This is a genomic window from Micromonospora sp. NPDC049139 (assembly GCF_055586845.1).
Genome location: NZ_JBVJHK010000036.1, coordinates 19,336 through 36,149, shown reverse-complemented (window position 1 = coordinate 36,149; position 16,814 = coordinate 19,336). Strand labels below are relative to the sequence as shown.

Genomic DNA, 16,814 nt, shown 5'->3' with positions numbered 1-16,814 from the left:
AACGGGAAGATCCACTCCGGGCGGCCTGCCGAGATCACCTGCACCCCACCATGATCCACGATGGACGCGAGACCCAGTTACGAGACGTCCCTTAGAAACGGATGCGCCATATGGTCGATGCCGGTCGCTGGTAACGGAAACGTCAGGCCGCCCGTTCCTGTGGGTCTCGCTGAATCCGCTGGCCGGCTCGCGGGCGGTTGAAGGCTCGGACGTGCCTCCGCCACCTGCACGACGCTGTGCGCGTTCAGCTGTACCTGGCTGTGCACGGTGACCCGTACGCCGACACTCGCCCCAGACGGCGCGGTGGGGGAGTGGCTTCGCATCGCGCCGCAGCGCGGCACGGCAGGTGAAGATTCCGGGTTGGACGACAACAACACCAGAGCGCATCCCCTCCGTGGATCGGTTGGTGGCGCTTCACCGCATAGCCTTGCGTCGAGAGGTGCACCTCGCACAGGTTTGCCCGCCGGAATCCTCATTCTCCTGACCAAATTGCCAATTATTCTTGGCGTTAGAGAGGCGGATGAACTCTATTGCGTTGATTGCGGCAATGGGTGCCCGTGGCCGGCTTGCGCCTGTAGTGGTTACGCTCTGTATTGAGCTATCCTTAGTTGCATGAGCACCCATTTTGTGCGTGGGTGCTACGCGTGGGGGTTCATTCCCCCCTCGGACACCAGTCTTCGTGCGGGATCACGGGAGCTCACCACCCCGGTGGCTCCCGATGAAGGCACCCCGTAGCACTCGTGCACCCATCGAAGGTCAGGGCTCTCGGCACCACGCGCTGAGGCCGTGCGAACGGCTGCGGCGGTCACCATGACGGCCGCCCGGCAACCGCCCCGCCAGCACCTCGACGAGCATCTGATCGGCGCGGTCATCCCCACCCCGCGTCCTCGCCCGGCACCGCCGCTGGCCCCGATGGCGGAGCTACCCGCAGCCGTTCCACCTGGGCGCGAACCGGCCGACGGCATCGTCTTCGACGTGGCCCGCCCGGACGCCGACGGCCGGGTGGCCGCCCGGGCGTTGCTGCGGGCGCTGGGCTGGCCGTCCGGTCACCGCCTCCATGTCGACGTCACCGACGGCCTGCTGCTCATCACCACCATGGCCGACGGGATGCACGCCGTGGGAGCCCGCGGGGCACTCCCGCTGCCTGTCGCGGCCCGGCAGATGTGCGGCATCACCTTGCACCAGGTGGTGCTGCTGGCGGCGGTCCCGGCGCGGGATCTGCTCGTCGTGCACCCCTCGAACACCATCACGCGGCTCCTCGCGGACCTGCACGCCGCCGTCCTCGGAGGCCGCTCTGATGCCGGCTGATCCGTCACGCATCGTCACCGCCCGGCAGATGCTGGCCCATCTCGGCCTCACCCCCGCCGACCTCACCGCCCACCCCGAAACTTCCGGCCGCACGATGCCGACAGTCGCCGAGTACGTGCCTCGCGTCGCGGCCGCGGCCAGCCCGGGCACGCGGCGCACCTACGGCACCTACTGGGACCGGATGGCCGCCGTGCTCGGTCATCTGCGGCTGGACGAGGTGAGCGCCAGCGACATCGAAGCCCTCATGCGGCAGGTCACCGCCAGCGCCCGCTCCCGGCGGACCGGCCGCCAAGGCCGCCACGCTGGCGAGCATGTGATCGCAGCCGCCCGCGCTGTCTACCGCCGGGCCATCGCCGACGGCTACCTCACCGCCGCGGACAGCCCCGCCCACCGGGTGGCCAAGCCACGTCGGCTGCCCAACCCCCGCCGTGCCCTCACGCCCGGGGAACTGCAGGACATCAACCATGCGGCGCGGAACAGCGGCAACGACGTCATCCTCGACGCACTGCTGCTGCGGCTGCACACCGAAACCGCCTGCCGACGCGGCGGCGCCCTCGCTCTCCGCCTGGTCGACCTCGATACCCGCCACTGCCTGGTCCGCCTCACGGAGAAGGGCGGCACCCTGCGCTGGCAACCCATCACCCCGACCCTCACCGAACGCCTCCTCGAGCACGCCCAGGCTCGGGGCGCGGTCCTGCCCACCGACCGGCTGCTGCGCTACCGCAACGGGCAAGCGATCAGCAGCCGCCGCTACGACCACCTCTGGAAACGCATCGGAGACCGCCTGCCATGGGTCGCCGCGCAGGGCATCTCCACCCACTGGCTACGCCACACCACCCTCACCTGGGTGGAACGCCACTTCGGCTACGGCATCGCGCGCGCCTACGCCGGCCACACCGACCGCCGCGGACCCGCCACCACCACCTACATCAAGGCGGACCTCCACGCCGTCGCCACCGCCCTCGCCGCCATGACCGGCCAGCCCCACCCGCTCGCCGCCTTCACGCCTACACCCGATGGGTAGGCGAGGGTCGTGCCGCAGTCAGTGCATGGGGCCGTTACCCCCGGGTCCTGCGCCCACAGCTCCCGATCGGTAACACTGCGTAACAGGCGCGCGCCACTTCGGCGAACCACTCCGCATTCGGATCTGCCGAGAACCGTGCATCTGATCGTGCGACCGAAGCCCTCGCTGGCCAATGACTCCCGGCTGGAAGATGCCAGTCGGTGCAGCCAGCACACGGACTATGCTTGTGCCCCGAGTCTCCCTGATGCGTGAAGAAGCACTGATGGACGACAGGATCGCCCGGATTCAGGCCAAACTTGCAGCCTTGCCCTCGACCGAAAAGGCCGTTCTCAACCCCATACTCACCGAGCAGCAGGTCTCGGGCTTCGAGGACCTACACGGTATCCGACTGCCCGAGGAATTTAGACAGTTCGTCACCCGCATCGGCCACGGCGGATACGGCCCGACCTACGGGCTGCTGTCCATGGACAGATGGATACCACCGCGCATGGAAGTCCACGGAAAGCTCGCCGAGCCATTCCCCTTCGCGCCGGACTCGTACGTCTCGGCCTGGTCTGGCGGTGAGGGTGGGCCGACGCTTCCTTACCCCGGTACGATCGCGGTTGTCTGGGGAGGATGCACCCAATACACCCTGCTTGTCGTCACCGGGTCCGGCCGCGGCCGTCTGGTCGAGGTCATCGCTGGCAGCGACGTCGTGCCTCACTTCCACACCGATGCGGACTTCCTGGCCTGGTACGAGCGTTGGCTGGACTTCACCCTGGCCGGACATCGTGACCTGACCTGGTTCTCACACCAGATGGCCGGCGACGAGCCAGAACTCGTGGACACGCTTATCAACAGCGCATTCGCAACGCGACGCAACGCTGCCGCGTACACGTTCATCACCTATCCCGGGCCAAGCGCATCGCTTCTCGACGTCTTGGCGCAGGCGCTGTCGACGGAACCACACCCGAGAGTACGGAAAACGATCTTGCATGCTCTGCAGGCGCAGGGTGAGCAGGGCCGGGATCTCCTGCCCGCAGCGCTGGCAGATCCCGTACCCGACGTTCGATGCCTCGCGGCGAGCCTCATGACCACCAACACCCGGCAGGGCATACGGCTAAGCCCCGAGCTACGGCGTACCCTCGGCGACCATCTACGCGTGGAGGACGACCGGTCGGTGCGTGACACCATCCAGCGGCTGCTTGACTGGTCGCATCGGTAGACGCAATGCCGTCTTGCGAACGTTTCGGCTGTGGAGCAACGCCGGTTCCCACGAGTCGGACGCTCCATATCCGGACCTGCCGTAATCCGCGCGTTACGCAAGATGACGTCGGAGGCTGTCGAGCAGTGTCCGGGGCTGCCGAGAAGCGCTACCCGATCTTGGTGCTCCCGACGCGCTGACAGCAGCGACGGTGGTCAAGTTGGCTGACGAAGACGCCCACCAGCGAGCAGCCGGGCGTGGGGTCACCACTCAAAGGTTTTCCACTCCCGTGTCGGAATGCGGCCTTCACTGGTGTCCCAGCAGCGATCAGCCCATGCCTTTGTCACCATCACTGGGCGGCTCAGCACAACGTCGCCAGCTCGCTGCGCCCGCAGCACCAACCCGAGTTGTGGCGAGCACGGATCGGCGCACTGCGAGTATCCCAATTCCCTGCTGTGGGCCACGAGGTAGTCAGTGAACTCATCCTCCAGGCGTGAGGGCGTCTGCCCCACCAGTCGCATCCCCTCCAGGGTCACCTGTGGACCACGCAGCGCATTAACCGCGATGCCCGCCAGGCCGATCGACTCGTCGTAATATGCAGTAACGGCCGGCCCGGAGAACCTCGCGTCCGTGCGTCGCTCAAGCCAGAATTCCGCCCACCCTTCACTGCCCGAGATGCCCTCCGAGACGGCAACGCTGAGGGTGCCATGCACCGCGGCCTGAACTTGGTCGTGTGTCATGCCGAACTCCAACGGGCCGACGCGCTCAAAAGGCGTGAACGACCACCGGAGCCGCTGCGCCTCGACCAGAACGCCCCAGACGTCCGTCGCCATGTTCCCTCCCGGTGGAAGTGCCGTGCCCCAGCCGTCAGCGGCGAGAAGATGATAATGGACGGTATCCGCTTCCTGGGTTGCCCCAGACTGCGTTTGAGCTGCTCGCGATGCACGGATCTGCCGCTGGTCGTGCGCACCATCTCATCGCACCTCTGCCTGAGGCTGTGGGTGCAATGACCTATCCTGCGGTCATGGTCGTCGGCTTAAGGACAAGGATCAGCGCGGCGTTCCACCCTCGTTAGGTGGCCGCGTCCGCGGCCCCGAGAGGGGCAAACCATGTCTCGTACGGACAAAGACGGTCCGCATCACCCGCGAACCGGCCTACGGTCGCTGGTCGGCGGTGGGAGCCCGCCGCGCTGGTTCATCAACGCCGTTTGGACCAGCAGGGAACGTCAGGCGGCGAGAGCCGCATGCCGTAACGCCTCGAAGGAACATCGCGGTAACGGGATCGTCGACACCATCCCGACCACTCAGCAGCACCGACACGGCGCTCAATGGCTCTGGTGGTGACGTGTGACGCGTGCTGTCTCCGCGCGTCATTTCCAATCGCCCGCTGATCTCTACCCGCGGTCGCGCCGCGCCAGGCCGACGTCCGAATCTGCCGCGACTCGCGCACCACCCACGGCGGACATCGACACATGGACATGGCGCAATCAGGAACCGCGATCGCGTGACCGCCACAGGGCCGCGGTTCGGAACGCGGGCGTACAGGGCATCGCGGCGGGCGCAGCGGTGAGATCCTGGGCGGCATGACAGACCTCGACGCCAAGGCGAATCTCTATCGGTACCTGCGGGAGGCGCGCGAGGCGCTGCTCGGGAAGCTCGACGGGCTGTCGGAGTACGACGTACGGCGCCCGCTCGTGCCGACCGGTACGAACCTGCTCGGGCTGGTCAAGCACGTGGCCTCGGTGACCGCCGGGTATTTCGGCGAGGTGTTCGACCGCCCCTTTCCCGAGCCGGTCGCGGGCCTGGACGAGGACGCCGAGCCGAACACGGACATGTGGGCCGCAGCCGACGAGTCCCGGGACGACATCATCGGCCTGTGGCACCGAGTCTGGGCACACGCGGACGCCACGATCGAGGCGCTCCCGATCGACGCGCCCGGCTCGGTGCGGTGGTGGCAAGACACGCCGGTGACGCTGCACCTCATCCTCGTGCACGTGCTCGCCGAGCTGAACCGGCACGCTGGGCACGCCGACATCGTGCGCGAACTGGTCGACGGCCAGGTCGGCTGGCGGCGGCCCGGCGACAACGTGGTCGAGGGAGACGAGGCGTGGTGGGCCGCCTACCGCGAGAGGTTGGAATCCACCGCGCGCGAGTTCGGCTGAGGACGCGGTCTTCGCGTAACCCGCGGATGCCGTCCAATTCGTCCGAGAAACCGTTTGCATTCGGCCAGCGGCCGTCGCAGTCCGAAGCCAAGGTCACATGCACGGATTTGCCGCCGAGCGGGCGCTACGTACGGTCGCCAGGCGGGCTGCGCCACCCGCTCGTGCCGAGATCCGCGCGTGGCGTGGGTTTCGTGGACGTTGAAGCCGTTGTCGACGGCGTTGATTCGGGCGGCTCGTAATGGGCGACCGATCAACGCGCCGGCGCGAGCTCCAGCCGCACTCGGCGCCGCGGCCGGTCCACCTCGGCGATCGTGACGGTGATCATCTCTCCCATCGCTGGCTCCCGGGTCAGAACTGACTCGTGGAGCAGTCCCGCGATGCCCGGCGCGACGCGGACGAAGACACCGAACGGCACCACCTTGACGACCGGCCCGGACAACACCTCACCGACCCGGTCCGCGAACTGGACCAGTGGATCCTCCTGCAACGCCTTCAGCGAAAGCTGCACCTGTCCACGGGTGGCGTCGAAGTCGAGCACCTCGGCGGAGACCTGCTGGCCAGCGTGCACCACGTCGGCAGGGTCGCAGAAGTACTCCCAGGTCAGCTCCGGAATCCGAATGAACCCAGTGCCGGGCGAGCCGGCCGGGTCCCCTTCGAGACGCACGAAGACGCCGAAGTTGTGGATCTCTGAGATGATTCCACGCACCACCGTGCCGCGCTTCGGCTGACCTCCAGACATGGCAGAAACTGTAGAGCCGAGGTAGCGACTTGCGGCTCTTGACCAGGTGCACGCTTCTGCCGCGGTGCGGCCCGGTCCAAGTGGTGGCCGTCGCCGCGGCGTTGCCGCCCCTATCAGCTTTGGGTTGCCAAGGCGATATTCGATGTCGCGCTGGCGTTCTTCGCTGTCGCACCGGCCTTGCGTGTCTGGGCTGGTTGATGCGGCCGTAGTTCTCACGGCGAGGCATGCGGCATTGCCCATTTCGGTACCCAAGTCCCTGCGTCATCGTGCTGGCGCTGTATGGAGCGGATGTAGTTGCGGAGTGCGGCAAGTCCAGGGTGTGGATTGTTGCGGTGCCAGATCAGCGAGTGCGGGTAGACAGGTGTCGGTTCGCGGACTGGGATGCGCCGTAGGTCGTAGTGGGCTGGCCAGAGCAGGCGGGTCTGCTCACCGACGAGGCTGGCCAGGGTCGAGGAGTCCGCCAGCACGTCCAAGAGGTGGTCGGTGCCGAAGTTGGGGCCGACTCGCTCGATGGTGAGCCCGAACGTGGCAGCGAGATCGTCGTAGTAGGCAGCCCACTCGGTTCCGGGGACGATGCCGGGTATCCAGATTCGGTGTCCGGCGAGGCCGGCGGGCGTGACCGCGCGGGCGGCGGCGAGTTGGTGGGTCGGTCCGGTAAGCAGTTGGTGGGGATCGTCCAAGACTCGCGCTGCCGTGACGCCTTCCCGGAGTTGCTGTTCGGGTGCGGTGACAGCCCGGAATGAGGCGTCGATTGCTCCGGATCTGATGGCGGCGATAGCTGCGTCGACGTCGGAGTCCACGAGAGTCACGACATCGAGCTCGGTGTCAGGGTGCGCCTGGTGGAAGGCGCGCAGGAGCGCTGCGGGTCCGATCCGCGGATTGAGCACGTCGACGCGCAGCGCGCGGCGTCCGGGACGCACAGAGGCAACGGCACGTGCTTCTACTCGGAGAAGCTCGCGGGCGTGCGGAAGGAACGCCTGCCCGTCGACGGTGAGCTGGGCGCCTCGAGCAGTGCGGTTGAACAGCGCCACGCCGAGGTCCTTCTCCAGCATGGCGATGCGCTTGGAGACGGCCTGCTGGCTGATGCTCAGCCCGGCGGCGGCCTCGCTGAAGTACCGGCTTTCGGTGACCGCGACGAAGGCGCGGACCGCGCCGACATCAAGATCCGCGGCAACCTTGTCCACAACCACAGGTTGTGAGTTGTCGGTGTGTTGGCTGTTGGACAATCGCGCCTGCTCTCCGGTCGAATACTCGGGCGCAGCGAATCCTACAACCAGGAGGTGTGGTCGCTGGTGGGGTCCTTCGTGCATCTCCATGTCCACACGGAATACAGCATGCTCGACGGGGCCGCCAAGGTGGGTCTGCTGATGGAGGAGGTGTCCCGGCGGGGGATGCCGGCCGTGGCGATGAGTGACCATGGCAACGTGCACGGGGCGTACGAGTTCTATCAGACGGCCCGCAAGGCGGGGATCAAACCGATCATCGGCATCGAGGCATACGTCGCGCCCACCTCGCGGCATCATCGGCAGCCCGTGTACTACAGCGACAACCTCGCATTGCGCCGGTCCAACGAAGAGACCGGCGAGGGCGGCGACGTCTCCGGGCGAGGTCTGTACACGCACATGACGATGTGGGCGGCCGACGCCCAGGGCTTGCGCAACCTGTTCCGCCTCCAATCCCGGGCCTGGTTGGAAGGCCACGTCCAGAAGTACCCGCGCATGGACCACGACCTGCTCGCCGAGCACGGCCGGGGCATCATCGCCACCACCGGCTGCCCGTCCGGTGAGGTGCAGACCAGGCTGCGCCTCGGCCAGTACGACCAGGCCGTCAAGGCCGCCGCGCGGTACCGCGACATCTTCGGCAAGGACAACTACTTCCTGGAGTTGATGGACCACGGCCTCCCCATCGAACGCCGGGTACGCGAAGAGCTGCTCAAGCTCGGCCAGCAACTCGACCTGCCACCGCTGGCCACCAACGACTCGCACTACGTCATTGAAAGCCAGGCCCAGGCGCACGACGCGCTGCTGTGCGTCGGCACCGGCAAACGGCTCGCAGACGCCGACCGTTTCCGGTTCAGCGGCAGTGGCTACTACCTCAAGTCCGCCGAAGAGATGCGCGCGCTGTGGGACGACGAGGTACCCGGTGCCTGCGACAACACGCTGCTGATCGCCGAGCGAATCGGCGACTACGGAGAGGTGTTCGCCAGCCGGGACCTGACCCCTCGCTTTCCCGTCCCCGAGGGCGAGAGCGAGTCCAGCTGGCTGCGCAAGGAGACCCTGCAGGGGGCGTGCTGGCGTTACGGCGAGCACCCGCCGCGGGAGGTGCTGGACCGCATCGACTACGAGCTCTCGGTTATCGACGCCATGGGCTTTCCCGGCTACTTCCTGGTGGTCGCCGACATCTGCCGGTATGCCCGGGAGCACGGCATCGGCCTGGGTCCCGGCCGCGGCTCGGCCACCGGGTCGATCGTCGCCTACTGCACCGGAATCACTCAGCTCGACCCGATCGAACACAAGCTGATCTTCGAACGCTTCCTCAACCCCGAGCGCGTCACCATGCCCGACGTCGATCTCGACTTCGACGACCGGCGGCGCGACGAGATGATCGGCTACGTCACCCGCAAGTACGGCGAGGACCGGGTCTGCCAGATCGTGACCTTCAATACCATCAAGGCGAAGGCCGCCGTCAAGGACGCGTCCCGGGTGCTAGGTCTGCCGTACGCCTTGGGGGACCGCATCACCAAGGCCTTTCCCGCGGCGGATGGCGGCAAGGAGATCCCGCTGGCCGCCATCCACGACACCGGGCATCCCCGCCACGGCGAGGCGGCCGAGCTGCGCCAGATGTACGAGCAGGACCCGGACGTCAAACGGGTGATCGACACCGCGGTTGGCCTGGAGGGCCTCACGCGGGGCACTGGCATCCACGCCGCCGGCGTGATCCTCTCGAGCCAGCCCCTGATCGACGTGATCCCGCTGGTCAAACCGAAGGCCGACGGCCCGGTCATCACCGGCTTCCCCTTCACCCATGCCGAAGACATGGGCCTGTTGAAGATGGACTTCCTCGGCCTGCGGAACCTCACCGTCATCGGCGACGCGATCGTTAACATCCGCGCCAACAAGGGCATCGACCTCGACATCCTCGACGCTCCGCTGGACGACGCCAAGACCTACGAGCTGCTGGCGCGCGGTGACACGCTCGGGGTCTTCCAGTTGGACAGCGGCGGTATGCGGGTCCTGCTGAAGCTCATGCAGCCCACCACGTTCACGGACATCGCCGCGGTGAACGCGCTGTACCGGCCCGGCCCGATGGAGATGAACGCCCACACCAACTACGCCCTGCGCAAGACCGGCAAGCAGTCGGTCGAACCGATCCACCCGGAACTCAAGGAGGTGCTCGAGCCCATCCTCGGTGACACCTACCACCTGGTTGTCTTCCAGGAGCAGGTCATGGCCATCGCGCAGCAGCTCGCCGGGTACTCCCTGGGCGCCGCCGACCTGCTACGTCGCGCAATGGGCAAGAAGAAGAAGGAGGTCCTGGACGCCGAATGGGACCGCTTCTCGGCCGGGATGCGCACACGCGGCTATTCCGACGAGGCGATCAAGGCGGTCTGGGACGTGCTGGTCCCGTTCAGCGGCTACGGGTTCAACAAATCGCACACCGCGGGGTACGGCCTGGTCTCCTACTGGACCGCGTACCTCAAGGCCAACCACCCCCAGGAGTACCTCGCCGCGCTACTCACCTCGGTCCGCGACGACAAGGACAAGATGGCCGTCTACCTGTCGGACTGCCGACGGCTGGCTATCAACGTGCTGCCGCCCGACGTCAACGCCAGCCAGCTGGACTTCACCGCCGTGGGCTCCGACATCCGCTTCGGCCTCGGCGCCATACGCAACGTCGGAGCCGGCGTCGTGGACGCCATCGTCACCACCCGAGAGACCGAAGGCCCCTACACGGATTTCAACGACTTCCTCGCCAAGGTCCCCGCCATCGCCTGCAACAAGCGCGTCATCGAATCACTGGCCAAGGCCGGCGCGTTCGACGGCCTGGGGCACCACCGCAAAGCCCTGGTCGCCGTGCACGAGCAGGCCGTCGACGCGATCATCGAGGTCAAGCGCAACGAGGCCCACGGCCAAGACTCGCTGTTCGGCGAGCCGGGCCACAGCGGCGCCTTCTCGATCGCGATCCCGCAGGGAGAGTGGGACAAGGCCGCTCTCCTCGCCTTCGAACGCGAGATGCTCGGCCTGTACGTCTCCAGCCACCCGCTCGACGGCGCCGAACACGTACTGGACGCCAACCGCGACACCACCATCGCCGACCTGCTCAGCACCGGGCGGCCGGACCGGGCGACCCGGGTCAGCGGCATCATCTCCGGCCTGCAACGCAAGGTCACCAAGCAGGGCAACCCGTGGGCGATCATCACCCTCGAAGACCACGACGCGGCCGTGGAGTGCCTGATCTTCCCCAAGACCTACACACAGTACGGCGACGCACTAGCCCAGGACCGCGTCATCTCCGTCCGAGGCCGGATCAACATACGCGACGAAACGACGAGCATCTACGGCGAAGAGGTCACCCTCCTCAACGTCTCCCAGGCGGACACCGAACCGCCCCTGGTCATCTCTATCCACGCAACCCGAGTGAACCAGCAGCTCATCCGAGAACTCAAACACATCCTGGCCGCCCATCCCGGCCGGACCCCCGTGCACCTACGCCTGCACCGACACAGCGCCAAAAGCATGCTGTTGAACCTCAAGCGCTTCCAGGTCACTCCAGGGCCAGCCTTCTACGGTGACATCAAGGCGCTGCTCAGCGCGGACGTGATCGGTCGTCCATGACCCACGACTGGCCGTGCCACCGATGTGGCACCGATAACATCCTCGCCGTCCTACACCTCCCCCACACCTGGACGAACACATCCGGAAACCAGGTCCCGGTCGTCAGCAAGTTCGTCCTCTGCGCACGCTGCGATGCGGACGATCCCCTCACCGGACCGATAGTCACACACTTCACCGTTCAGAGAACCGCGCAGCCGGAAGACGTGGCTCAGCTCGCGCGGGATCTGCTCCACTGGATCGGTCAGGCCCGACCGGCAATACCGGACGAGAATGCACTCAAAGCCGAAGCCGACGCCTGGTACCGCGGCGAGCTGTGACCAATCGCCTCGGTAGCGCCTTCTGGATCCGTGACCCGGGCGATCCCGACAACTGGCTAGCCGTGGAGTGCACTCTCATGCCGCGATGGGCGCTCCGAATGCTGGTACCGAACTACTCAGTGGCGGCTCGCTCTGGTGCCAGCCAAAGGGTCGCGCCTGCTGCAGTAAGCCGATTGGAGAGCAGTGCCATCTCAGCAGGCGTGCCGAGAAGCCCGCTGCCGATCAGCGCTGCGAATGCACTGGTCGCCTCGTCGATCGTGGCACCCTGCTTGCGGAACACACGGAGGAGTCGCACTCTGATCAGGCGGCTGGCATCGGGGTCTGCCTGCAGCCGGACCAGGCCGACGCGGGCGATAAGCGCAGACCTCTCGATGGCGGGCATCTCGCCCCAACCATCCAGCTCCGTGGCGCGTCCACAACCCCTGCACCGGGTCGACACCGCCCAGGCGAGCCTGTCCCCATCGACCGTCTCGGTGACCACGCTAGCCGTCGCGGCCCCGCACTCCACACACGGCTCGATTAGCTCGTGCCCGGTCAACTCCGCTTCGCCCACCACCGACACGTTAGCCGCGACAACTGCGAGACCCGTGCGATAAAGGATGGGGAGATCTCGGTATCCGCTCATGCCGCGGACCGCTCGTTACGGTCAGTGACGATCATTCGGGCGAACGCGATTCCGGAGCATCCAGACCCTGCCGATGGGCTGATGCTGGCCCGGTCAGGTGCTTGAAGGAATGCCTAGCCCGCTGGGGCCTCGGCCCGTTGGACGTCACCGAGCAGCAGGCGGGCACCTTGGCGGACAACGTTCCAGTCGGTCTTGGGGGAGCGGTCGAGGTTCTTGGCAAGCCAATGCCGCCGGTCTTCGTGTTCCCGCCGCAGATGGACGAGGTCAAGGTCCACGCCAGGTAGCCCGCAGCGGCGTTCCAGCTCCTCGACCCGCTGCCCCATGGTGTCCATCAGCTCGCGGGTGTGCACGGCCTCAAGGTATGCGGTGGTCGGGACGCTGAGTCGGACTGTGGGGTCGGCGGTGAAACCGATCTCGCCGTCGTCCTCGTGCCGCCAATCCATGGTGATCTCGTCGCGGTCGCCCCGGCGCCAGAACCGGAGCTTGGGAGGATTGCGCAGGTAACCGAAGTTCAGGTAGTGCTCGCCGTGCCAGATCGCGGCCGTGACGGCTGGATGGTCGGGCACGTCCGCGTTCTCGTCGTCGGCCCGTTCCTTATCCGGTTCGGCCACGATCTCGAGCGGGTCACACGTCCACTGCGCGGGGTGGGAGGCGATGAACGGCTGCAGATCGTCGGGCACCGGCTCCAGCACCTCGTGTGTAAGGACAATGACGTCTTCCCAGAGCCGGGCCAGGTAGTAGTCGGTGTAGGGATGCGGGTGAACTTTCCGGGTGCGGCGCAGCAGCTCCTGCCCGCTTGCTTCGAGCCAGTACCAGCCCTCGGTGAGCCCGAACCAGTGGAGCCTCGGCTGGTCACTGCCCCACGGCGACACCTCGTCGAGTGGGTACAGCTCGAACCGGAACCTGATCCTTGAGGCAGTATCCGCTGCGACGAGTGCCTCTTGCAGAGGTTCTTCCGTTCAACATCGACCGCCGTTGGCAGCTCAGGGTGGGGCTGGCGCCCGGGGAGAAGTCCCCGGGCGCCCGGCCGGCGACCTGCGCGATCGTCGCCCCCGGCCGGGCATCGTTCGGGCCATCGTGGGTGAAGGCGAGCTGAACATGGGTCGCCGCGCAGGGCATCTCCACCCACTGGCTACGCCACACCACCCTCACCTGGGTGGAACGCCACTTCGGCTACGGCATCGCGCGCGCCTACGCCGGCCACACCGACCGCCGCGGACCCGCCACCACCACCTACATCAAGGCGGACCTCCACGCCGTCGCCACCGCCCTCGCCGCCATGACCGGCCAGCCCCACCCGCTCGCCGCCTTCACGCCTACACCCGATAGGTAGGCGAGGGTCGTGCCGCAGTCAGTGCATGGGGCCGTTACCCCCGGGTCCTGCGCCCACAGCTCCCGATCGGTAACACTGCATAACAGGCGCGCGCCACTTCGGCGAACCACTCCGCATTCGGATCTGCCGATGAGCGGACACTTGATCTTGGATGGCTGCGGCCGCCGCCAGGCACCCGAACCGGTGCACCGGCCGGTAGGTTCGCGGTGGTCTGCTGTGCAAGGTTGCGCCCGATCGATGATGCGTCGACGGTGCCGGGCATGCTGGGCACTGTGAGCGATGGTTACGTCCGATGTGAACTGGCAGCCCCCACCCGAGGCCGCGGCCGCCACTGTTGCTTACGTGGCGAGCTTGTTCTCAGCCGGGTGACGCGGTCGAAAGGGTGGAGCACAGGTTTCACGACCGGGTCACCCTGATCGACGCCGGCGAGTACACCACCCGGATCACCTGCTCACGCTGCGACGAAGACATCAGCTTGGCCTGGCTCGGCGACCTGGTCAGGAAAAACGGCGGCCTGCGCTTCGACCACCTGGACGTGACAGTGCCCTGCTGTCGTGCCATGGTCGAGCTCGACAGCCTGCGCTACGAGGAGCCGATCGGCTTCGCACGGTTCGAGGTCAGTGCCATGAACCCGACCCGGGCGACATACGAGCTCGACGCCGAGGAACTCGCCGTAGTGGCTGGTCTTCTTGGCCATTCGTTGCGCAGATCCTCGCCCACTACTGAGGACAAGCATCGTGCCGGGGGCGGGCGGAGCGCAATGGCGGGGTTCTACGATCCCACGCATGGGCTCCCGGGCGAACGTGGCCGTCAGACTGAACGGCGAATGGACGCACTGCGGCAGTAACGGCATGGGCTACAGCCTCGACGCGTGGCTTGCGCTCGGTCCAGCTCCCGCGCTGGCGGTCATCGAGTCCTTCGCCGTCTGGGACCGGGACGAGTGGCAGATCGAGTCCTCGTGTGAGGCGGGCGCCCTGATCGACCTGGACGGCCAGGACCTGCTGTTCTTCCTGGACGCCGACTACGACCAGCGGCTCGCTGATCTGGACGGGTATCGCCGTACCTGGCCGGGCTGGACGATCCGCTGGGCATACAACGGCATCGCCGACATAACCGACGCACTCGGCCTGGACAGGGTGGTCCTGCGACGTAAGCCATGGGACAACACCGATCTGTTCCAGTGGGGACATCCCGATGCCCAAGAGCCGCCGGACCTTCGATACCTGGTCACGGTCGGCGATGCCGGATACGGTCTGAGCGGCTGGGCGGTGCCACCGTGGCAGGTCGGACCTGACCTGCTCGACCAGCTGACCGGCCTTCCGCAGCCGTCGACGTGGCCGGAGGTACCGCGCGGCGGCCTGCATCTGGATCCCGCCGCTCGCCGTGCCGGAGTCTGGTCGGTCGATCCGGTCCTGGGCCTAGCCGACCGGTTCGCCGAGTGCTGGCCGGGCTGGACCCTGGAGTTCTGGCAGGACCGGTATCAGGAGCAGGAGCGCCGGTGCGCCGGGGCGTTCCGCTTCCCTGATCCGGCGCCCGCCGTCGACCTGTGCGGCTACGCCCTATTGCGGCGGGTATTGCAGCATTGGGTGCGGGCCACCGCGGAGTTCCGGGACAGCTGGCCACAGGAGCAGGAGGACTACGACCCCTTCTACGGCACGCGCAATGCCAGACTCAGCGTCGCGGACCTGCAAAGACTCGGCGAATTGCTCCTCGGTCCGGACCGCGATCCCCACCACCCGCCGGCCATCCCGCACGGCTGGCCCGCGTTCTGGACCAAATGGGCGACGACCGGCGACTGGAGCCGACCCCTCGACGTCGCCGCGTACGCGCGCCAACTCCACGGTCACTGATACGAAGGCAACGCCGACAAGCCTCCGGAAGCCCTCGTCCGACATGCATGATGAGGCGTCCTCATTTGCCGCCGACCGGGCGTCAGGATGCGTCACCTTCGTTAGGCAGGTAACGCACTCGCTCCAGCCAGCAGGCGTGCACCGGAGGCGCTACGCCCACGGTGGGATGTGGCGGCCCACGTACTCGAGAGCACGGGGAAGCGGGTCCTGCCAATACTGGTTCGGCATACGGTGGTGGTGCTCCTCGCAGAACTCAGCGAGACTGACGATGATCTTGAGACGCTCCAGCGGGCGGCCTTCGAACTCTGTGTTGACCTCCAGCAACTGCGGCTCAGGATGCCAGCCCGAGTGGTCGAACGCCCAGCCATCCCAGAGCGCGTAGACGTGGAAGACCTGCCGCTCGCCAGCGAAGCGCACGGCCGCTATCTCAATCGGCCGGTCCGCATAGGAATCTCGGCAGACCCAGGCGAGGATGTGACACGCCCCTGCAGCGAAGAATGCCTGGTCCGTCCGCTCCCATGCGACGCGCTGGTCCGATCGCTCAATCGGCGTCCGACGAAACGCACCCGCTGCTCCCGCTGCCATGACACGGACCTTAGTGGGCTGGCCCGCTGCATCCGCTCATGCCGCCGTCCGGGCGTTACTTGGCGTTTCCTGTGTGGGTGACACTCAACTTCTGTCGGGAACTGTCGGCCGCCGGCTGGATCACCCACAGCGACCTGCCGTGGCAGCAGCTTGTGGGCCTCGGCCCTGCGGGCTTCGACGCCTACGGGCGGCTTCGGTTCCTGCCCGATCCGGCACGTCCCGGCCAAAGCGAGAACGACGTCGACGCGGACTGGCCCACCGACCAACTGCCCACCCTCTTCGAGGTGCTGGCCACCCACACCACGACCCCCGAAGACTGCTACTTCTGCGTCTGGGAAGGCTTCGGCGACGCCGACGACGCAGCCGACGACGACGCCGTGTACATCGGCGAGGAGAACACAGGCGGCTTGCTCGAGCGGCTCGGCGGCCAGCCGGGACTGGCACTCACACCCGCTGCCCCGCCCTCGACACCGCGTGTGCCCAAGGTTGTGGTGCCCCACCGTGCGTACTGGTTGTTTCGAGGGCCGTTAGCCGACGTCGGCACATGGGACACCGCTGCGGGGTGGCCGGGCCAGCGTCGTCTCAGCAACGCCGAGCCGGCATTCGCCTGGCCCGCTGATCACGCCTGGTGCGTGGCCAAAGACGTCGATCCGCACTGGGCCGGGATCGGCGGGACCCGGGCGCTGATCACCCAACTCACCACCGACCCGCGCCTCGACGTGGTCCCCGCCGACCCCACCCAGGACCAGCCGCTCTACCGATGAACAGCCCGGTGCACAGTTGACGAGTGCTTTGCGGACCGCTGACAGGCCCTGCCGCGCTCAGGTCGGAACGCACGGATCTAGCCGCGCTCA

Annotated in this window: 16 protein-coding genes; 10 read left to right on the top strand and 6 right to left on the bottom strand. The window is 67.0% G+C overall.

Annotated elements, in window-relative coordinates; all coding sequences use genetic code 11:
* Positions 1-786 precede the first annotated feature (786 nt).
* The 3 genes from ACZ6Q9_RS32805 (at position 787) to ACZ6Q9_RS32795 (ending at position 3,536) form a co-directional block, all read left to right on the top strand.
* Positions 787-1,308 carry a hypothetical protein gene (locus tag ACZ6Q9_RS32805; RefSeq protein ID WP_393458306.1) on the top strand — a complete coding sequence of 174 codons (522 nt, stop codon included), beginning with the start codon at positions 787-789 and terminating at the stop codon, positions 1,306-1,308.
* A complete protein-coding gene (locus ACZ6Q9_RS32800) occupies positions 1,298-2,332 on the top strand; it encodes a tyrosine-type recombinase/integrase (RefSeq protein ID WP_396831169.1) in 1,035 nt (344 codons plus the stop codon). The genes ACZ6Q9_RS32805 and ACZ6Q9_RS32800 overlap by 11 nt, the downstream gene beginning before the upstream one ends.
* Before the next feature lie 262 nt (positions 2,333-2,594).
* A complete protein-coding gene (locus tag ACZ6Q9_RS32795) occupies positions 2,595-3,536 on the top strand; it encodes a hypothetical protein (RefSeq protein ID WP_396831168.1) in 942 nt (313 codons plus the stop codon).
* 242 nt (positions 3,537-3,778) lie between these two features.
* Here ACZ6Q9_RS32795 and ACZ6Q9_RS32790 read toward each other — a convergent pair whose 3' ends face one another.
* Positions 3,779-4,348, bottom strand: coding sequence for a hypothetical protein (locus ACZ6Q9_RS32790; protein WP_396831167.1), 570 nt, complete (start codon positions 4,346-4,348; stop codon positions 3,779-3,781).
* Positions 4,349-5,097: 749 nt separating this feature from the next.
* Here ACZ6Q9_RS32790 and ACZ6Q9_RS32785 point away from each other — a divergent pair.
* Positions 5,098-5,676 (top strand): DinB family protein, encoded by a 579-nt coding sequence (locus ACZ6Q9_RS32785; protein ID WP_396831166.1) that lies wholly within the window; start codon positions 5,098-5,100, stop codon positions 5,674-5,676.
* 250 nt (positions 5,677-5,926) lie between these two features.
* Here ACZ6Q9_RS32785 and ACZ6Q9_RS32780 read toward each other — a convergent pair whose 3' ends face one another.
* Positions 5,927-6,415, bottom strand: coding sequence for a S1 RNA-binding domain-containing protein (locus tag ACZ6Q9_RS32780; RefSeq protein WP_396831164.1), 489 nt, complete (start codon positions 6,413-6,415; stop codon positions 5,927-5,929).
* A 212-nt stretch (positions 6,416-6,627) separates the two neighbouring features.
* The gene (locus ACZ6Q9_RS32775) at positions 6,628-7,599 is read right to left on the bottom strand and encodes a LysR family transcriptional regulator (RefSeq protein ID WP_396831162.1); all 972 of its coding nucleotides are present in this window, start codon (positions 7,597-7,599) and stop codon (positions 6,628-6,630) included.
* A gap of 105 nt (positions 7,600-7,704) precedes the next feature.
* On the opposite strand from ACZ6Q9_RS32775, the gene dnaE reads away from it, so the two are divergent.
* Both dnaE and ACZ6Q9_RS32765 read left to right on the top strand, forming a co-directional pair.
* Complete coding sequence (dnaE, locus tag ACZ6Q9_RS32770; protein ID WP_396831173.1) at positions 7,705-11,250, top strand: DNA polymerase III subunit alpha; 3,546 nt, start codon at positions 7,705-7,707, stop codon at positions 11,248-11,250.
* Positions 11,247-11,567 carry a DUF6300 family protein gene (locus tag ACZ6Q9_RS32765; protein WP_396831161.1) on the top strand — a complete coding sequence of 107 codons (321 nt, stop codon included), beginning with the start codon at positions 11,247-11,249 and terminating at the stop codon, positions 11,565-11,567. Before dnaE ends, ACZ6Q9_RS32765 begins: the two co-directional genes overlap by 4 nt.
* A gap of 112 nt (positions 11,568-11,679) precedes the next feature.
* Here the strand turns inward: ACZ6Q9_RS32765 and ACZ6Q9_RS32760 are convergent, their stop codons facing one another.
* Positions 11,680-11,949 (bottom strand): hypothetical protein, encoded by a 270-nt coding sequence (locus ACZ6Q9_RS32760; RefSeq protein ID WP_396831159.1) that lies wholly within the window; start codon positions 11,947-11,949, stop codon positions 11,680-11,682.
* A gap of 356 nt (positions 11,950-12,305) precedes the next feature.
* On the bottom strand, positions 12,306-13,100 hold the full coding sequence (locus tag ACZ6Q9_RS32755; protein ID WP_396831172.1) for a DUF5984 family protein: 795 nt from the start codon (positions 13,098-13,100) through the stop codon (positions 12,306-12,308).
* A gap of 248 nt (positions 13,101-13,348) precedes the next feature.
* On the opposite strand from ACZ6Q9_RS32755, the gene ACZ6Q9_RS32750 reads away from it, so the two are divergent.
* From ACZ6Q9_RS32750 to ACZ6Q9_RS32740, 3 genes are all read left to right on the top strand, one after another.
* A complete protein-coding gene (locus tag ACZ6Q9_RS32750; RefSeq protein ID WP_396831158.1) occupies positions 13,349-13,525 on the top strand; it encodes a hypothetical protein in 177 nt (58 codons plus the stop codon).
* 382 nt (positions 13,526-13,907) lie between these two features.
* Positions 13,908-14,372 carry a hypothetical protein gene (locus ACZ6Q9_RS32745; RefSeq protein WP_396831156.1) on the top strand — a complete coding sequence of 155 codons (465 nt, stop codon included), beginning with the start codon at positions 13,908-13,910 and terminating at the stop codon, positions 14,370-14,372.
* Positions 14,311-15,375, top strand: a complete 1,065-nt coding sequence (locus ACZ6Q9_RS32740; protein WP_396831154.1) for a hypothetical protein — start codon at positions 14,311-14,313, stop codon at positions 15,373-15,375. The genes ACZ6Q9_RS32745 and ACZ6Q9_RS32740 overlap by 62 nt, the downstream gene beginning before the upstream one ends.
* Positions 15,376-15,525: 150 nt before the next feature.
* On the opposite strand, the gene ACZ6Q9_RS32735 is transcribed toward ACZ6Q9_RS32740, so the two are convergent.
* The gene (locus ACZ6Q9_RS32735) at positions 15,526-15,960 is read right to left on the bottom strand and encodes a hypothetical protein (RefSeq protein WP_396831153.1); all 435 of its coding nucleotides are present in this window, start codon (positions 15,958-15,960) and stop codon (positions 15,526-15,528) included.
* A gap of 77 nt (positions 15,961-16,037) precedes the next feature.
* Here ACZ6Q9_RS32735 and ACZ6Q9_RS32730 point away from each other — a divergent pair, with 77 nt between their 5' ends.
* Positions 16,038-16,724 (top strand): hypothetical protein, encoded by a 687-nt coding sequence (locus tag ACZ6Q9_RS32730; protein ID WP_396831151.1) that lies wholly within the window; start codon positions 16,038-16,040, stop codon positions 16,722-16,724.
* Positions 16,725-16,814: the final 90 nt, after the last annotated feature.

What these genes read in the sequence shown, in the direction of transcription:
- ACZ6Q9_RS32800 (WP_396831169.1), top strand. Translation starts at nt 1,298, where the DNA reads ATGCCGGCTGATCCGTCACGCATCGTCACCGCCCGGCAGATGCTGGCC.
- ACZ6Q9_RS32795 (WP_396831168.1), top strand. Translation starts at nt 2,595, where the DNA reads ATGGACGACAGGATCGCCCGGATTCAGGCCAAACTTGCAGCCTTGCCC.
- ACZ6Q9_RS32790 (WP_396831167.1), bottom strand. Translation starts at nt 4,348, where the DNA reads ATGGCGACGGACGTCTGGGGCGTTCTGGTCGAGGCGCAGCGGCTCCGG.
- ACZ6Q9_RS32785 (WP_396831166.1), top strand. Translation starts at nt 5,098, where the DNA reads ATGACAGACCTCGACGCCAAGGCGAATCTCTATCGGTACCTGCGGGAG.
- ACZ6Q9_RS32780 (WP_396831164.1), bottom strand. Translation starts at nt 6,415, where the DNA reads ATGTCTGGAGGTCAGCCGAAGCGCGGCACGGTGGTGCGTGGAATCATC.
- ACZ6Q9_RS32765 (WP_396831161.1), top strand. Translation starts at nt 11,247, where the DNA reads ATGACCCACGACTGGCCGTGCCACCGATGTGGCACCGATAACATCCTC.
- ACZ6Q9_RS32760 (WP_396831159.1), bottom strand. Translation starts at nt 11,949, where the DNA reads ATGCCCGCCATCGAGAGGTCTGCGCTTATCGCCCGCGTCGGCCTGGTC.
- ACZ6Q9_RS32740 (WP_396831154.1), top strand. Translation starts at nt 14,311, where the DNA reads ATGGGCTCCCGGGCGAACGTGGCCGTCAGACTGAACGGCGAATGGACG.
- ACZ6Q9_RS32735 (WP_396831153.1), bottom strand. Translation starts at nt 15,960, where the DNA reads ATGGCAGCGGGAGCAGCGGGTGCGTTTCGTCGGACGCCGATTGAGCGA.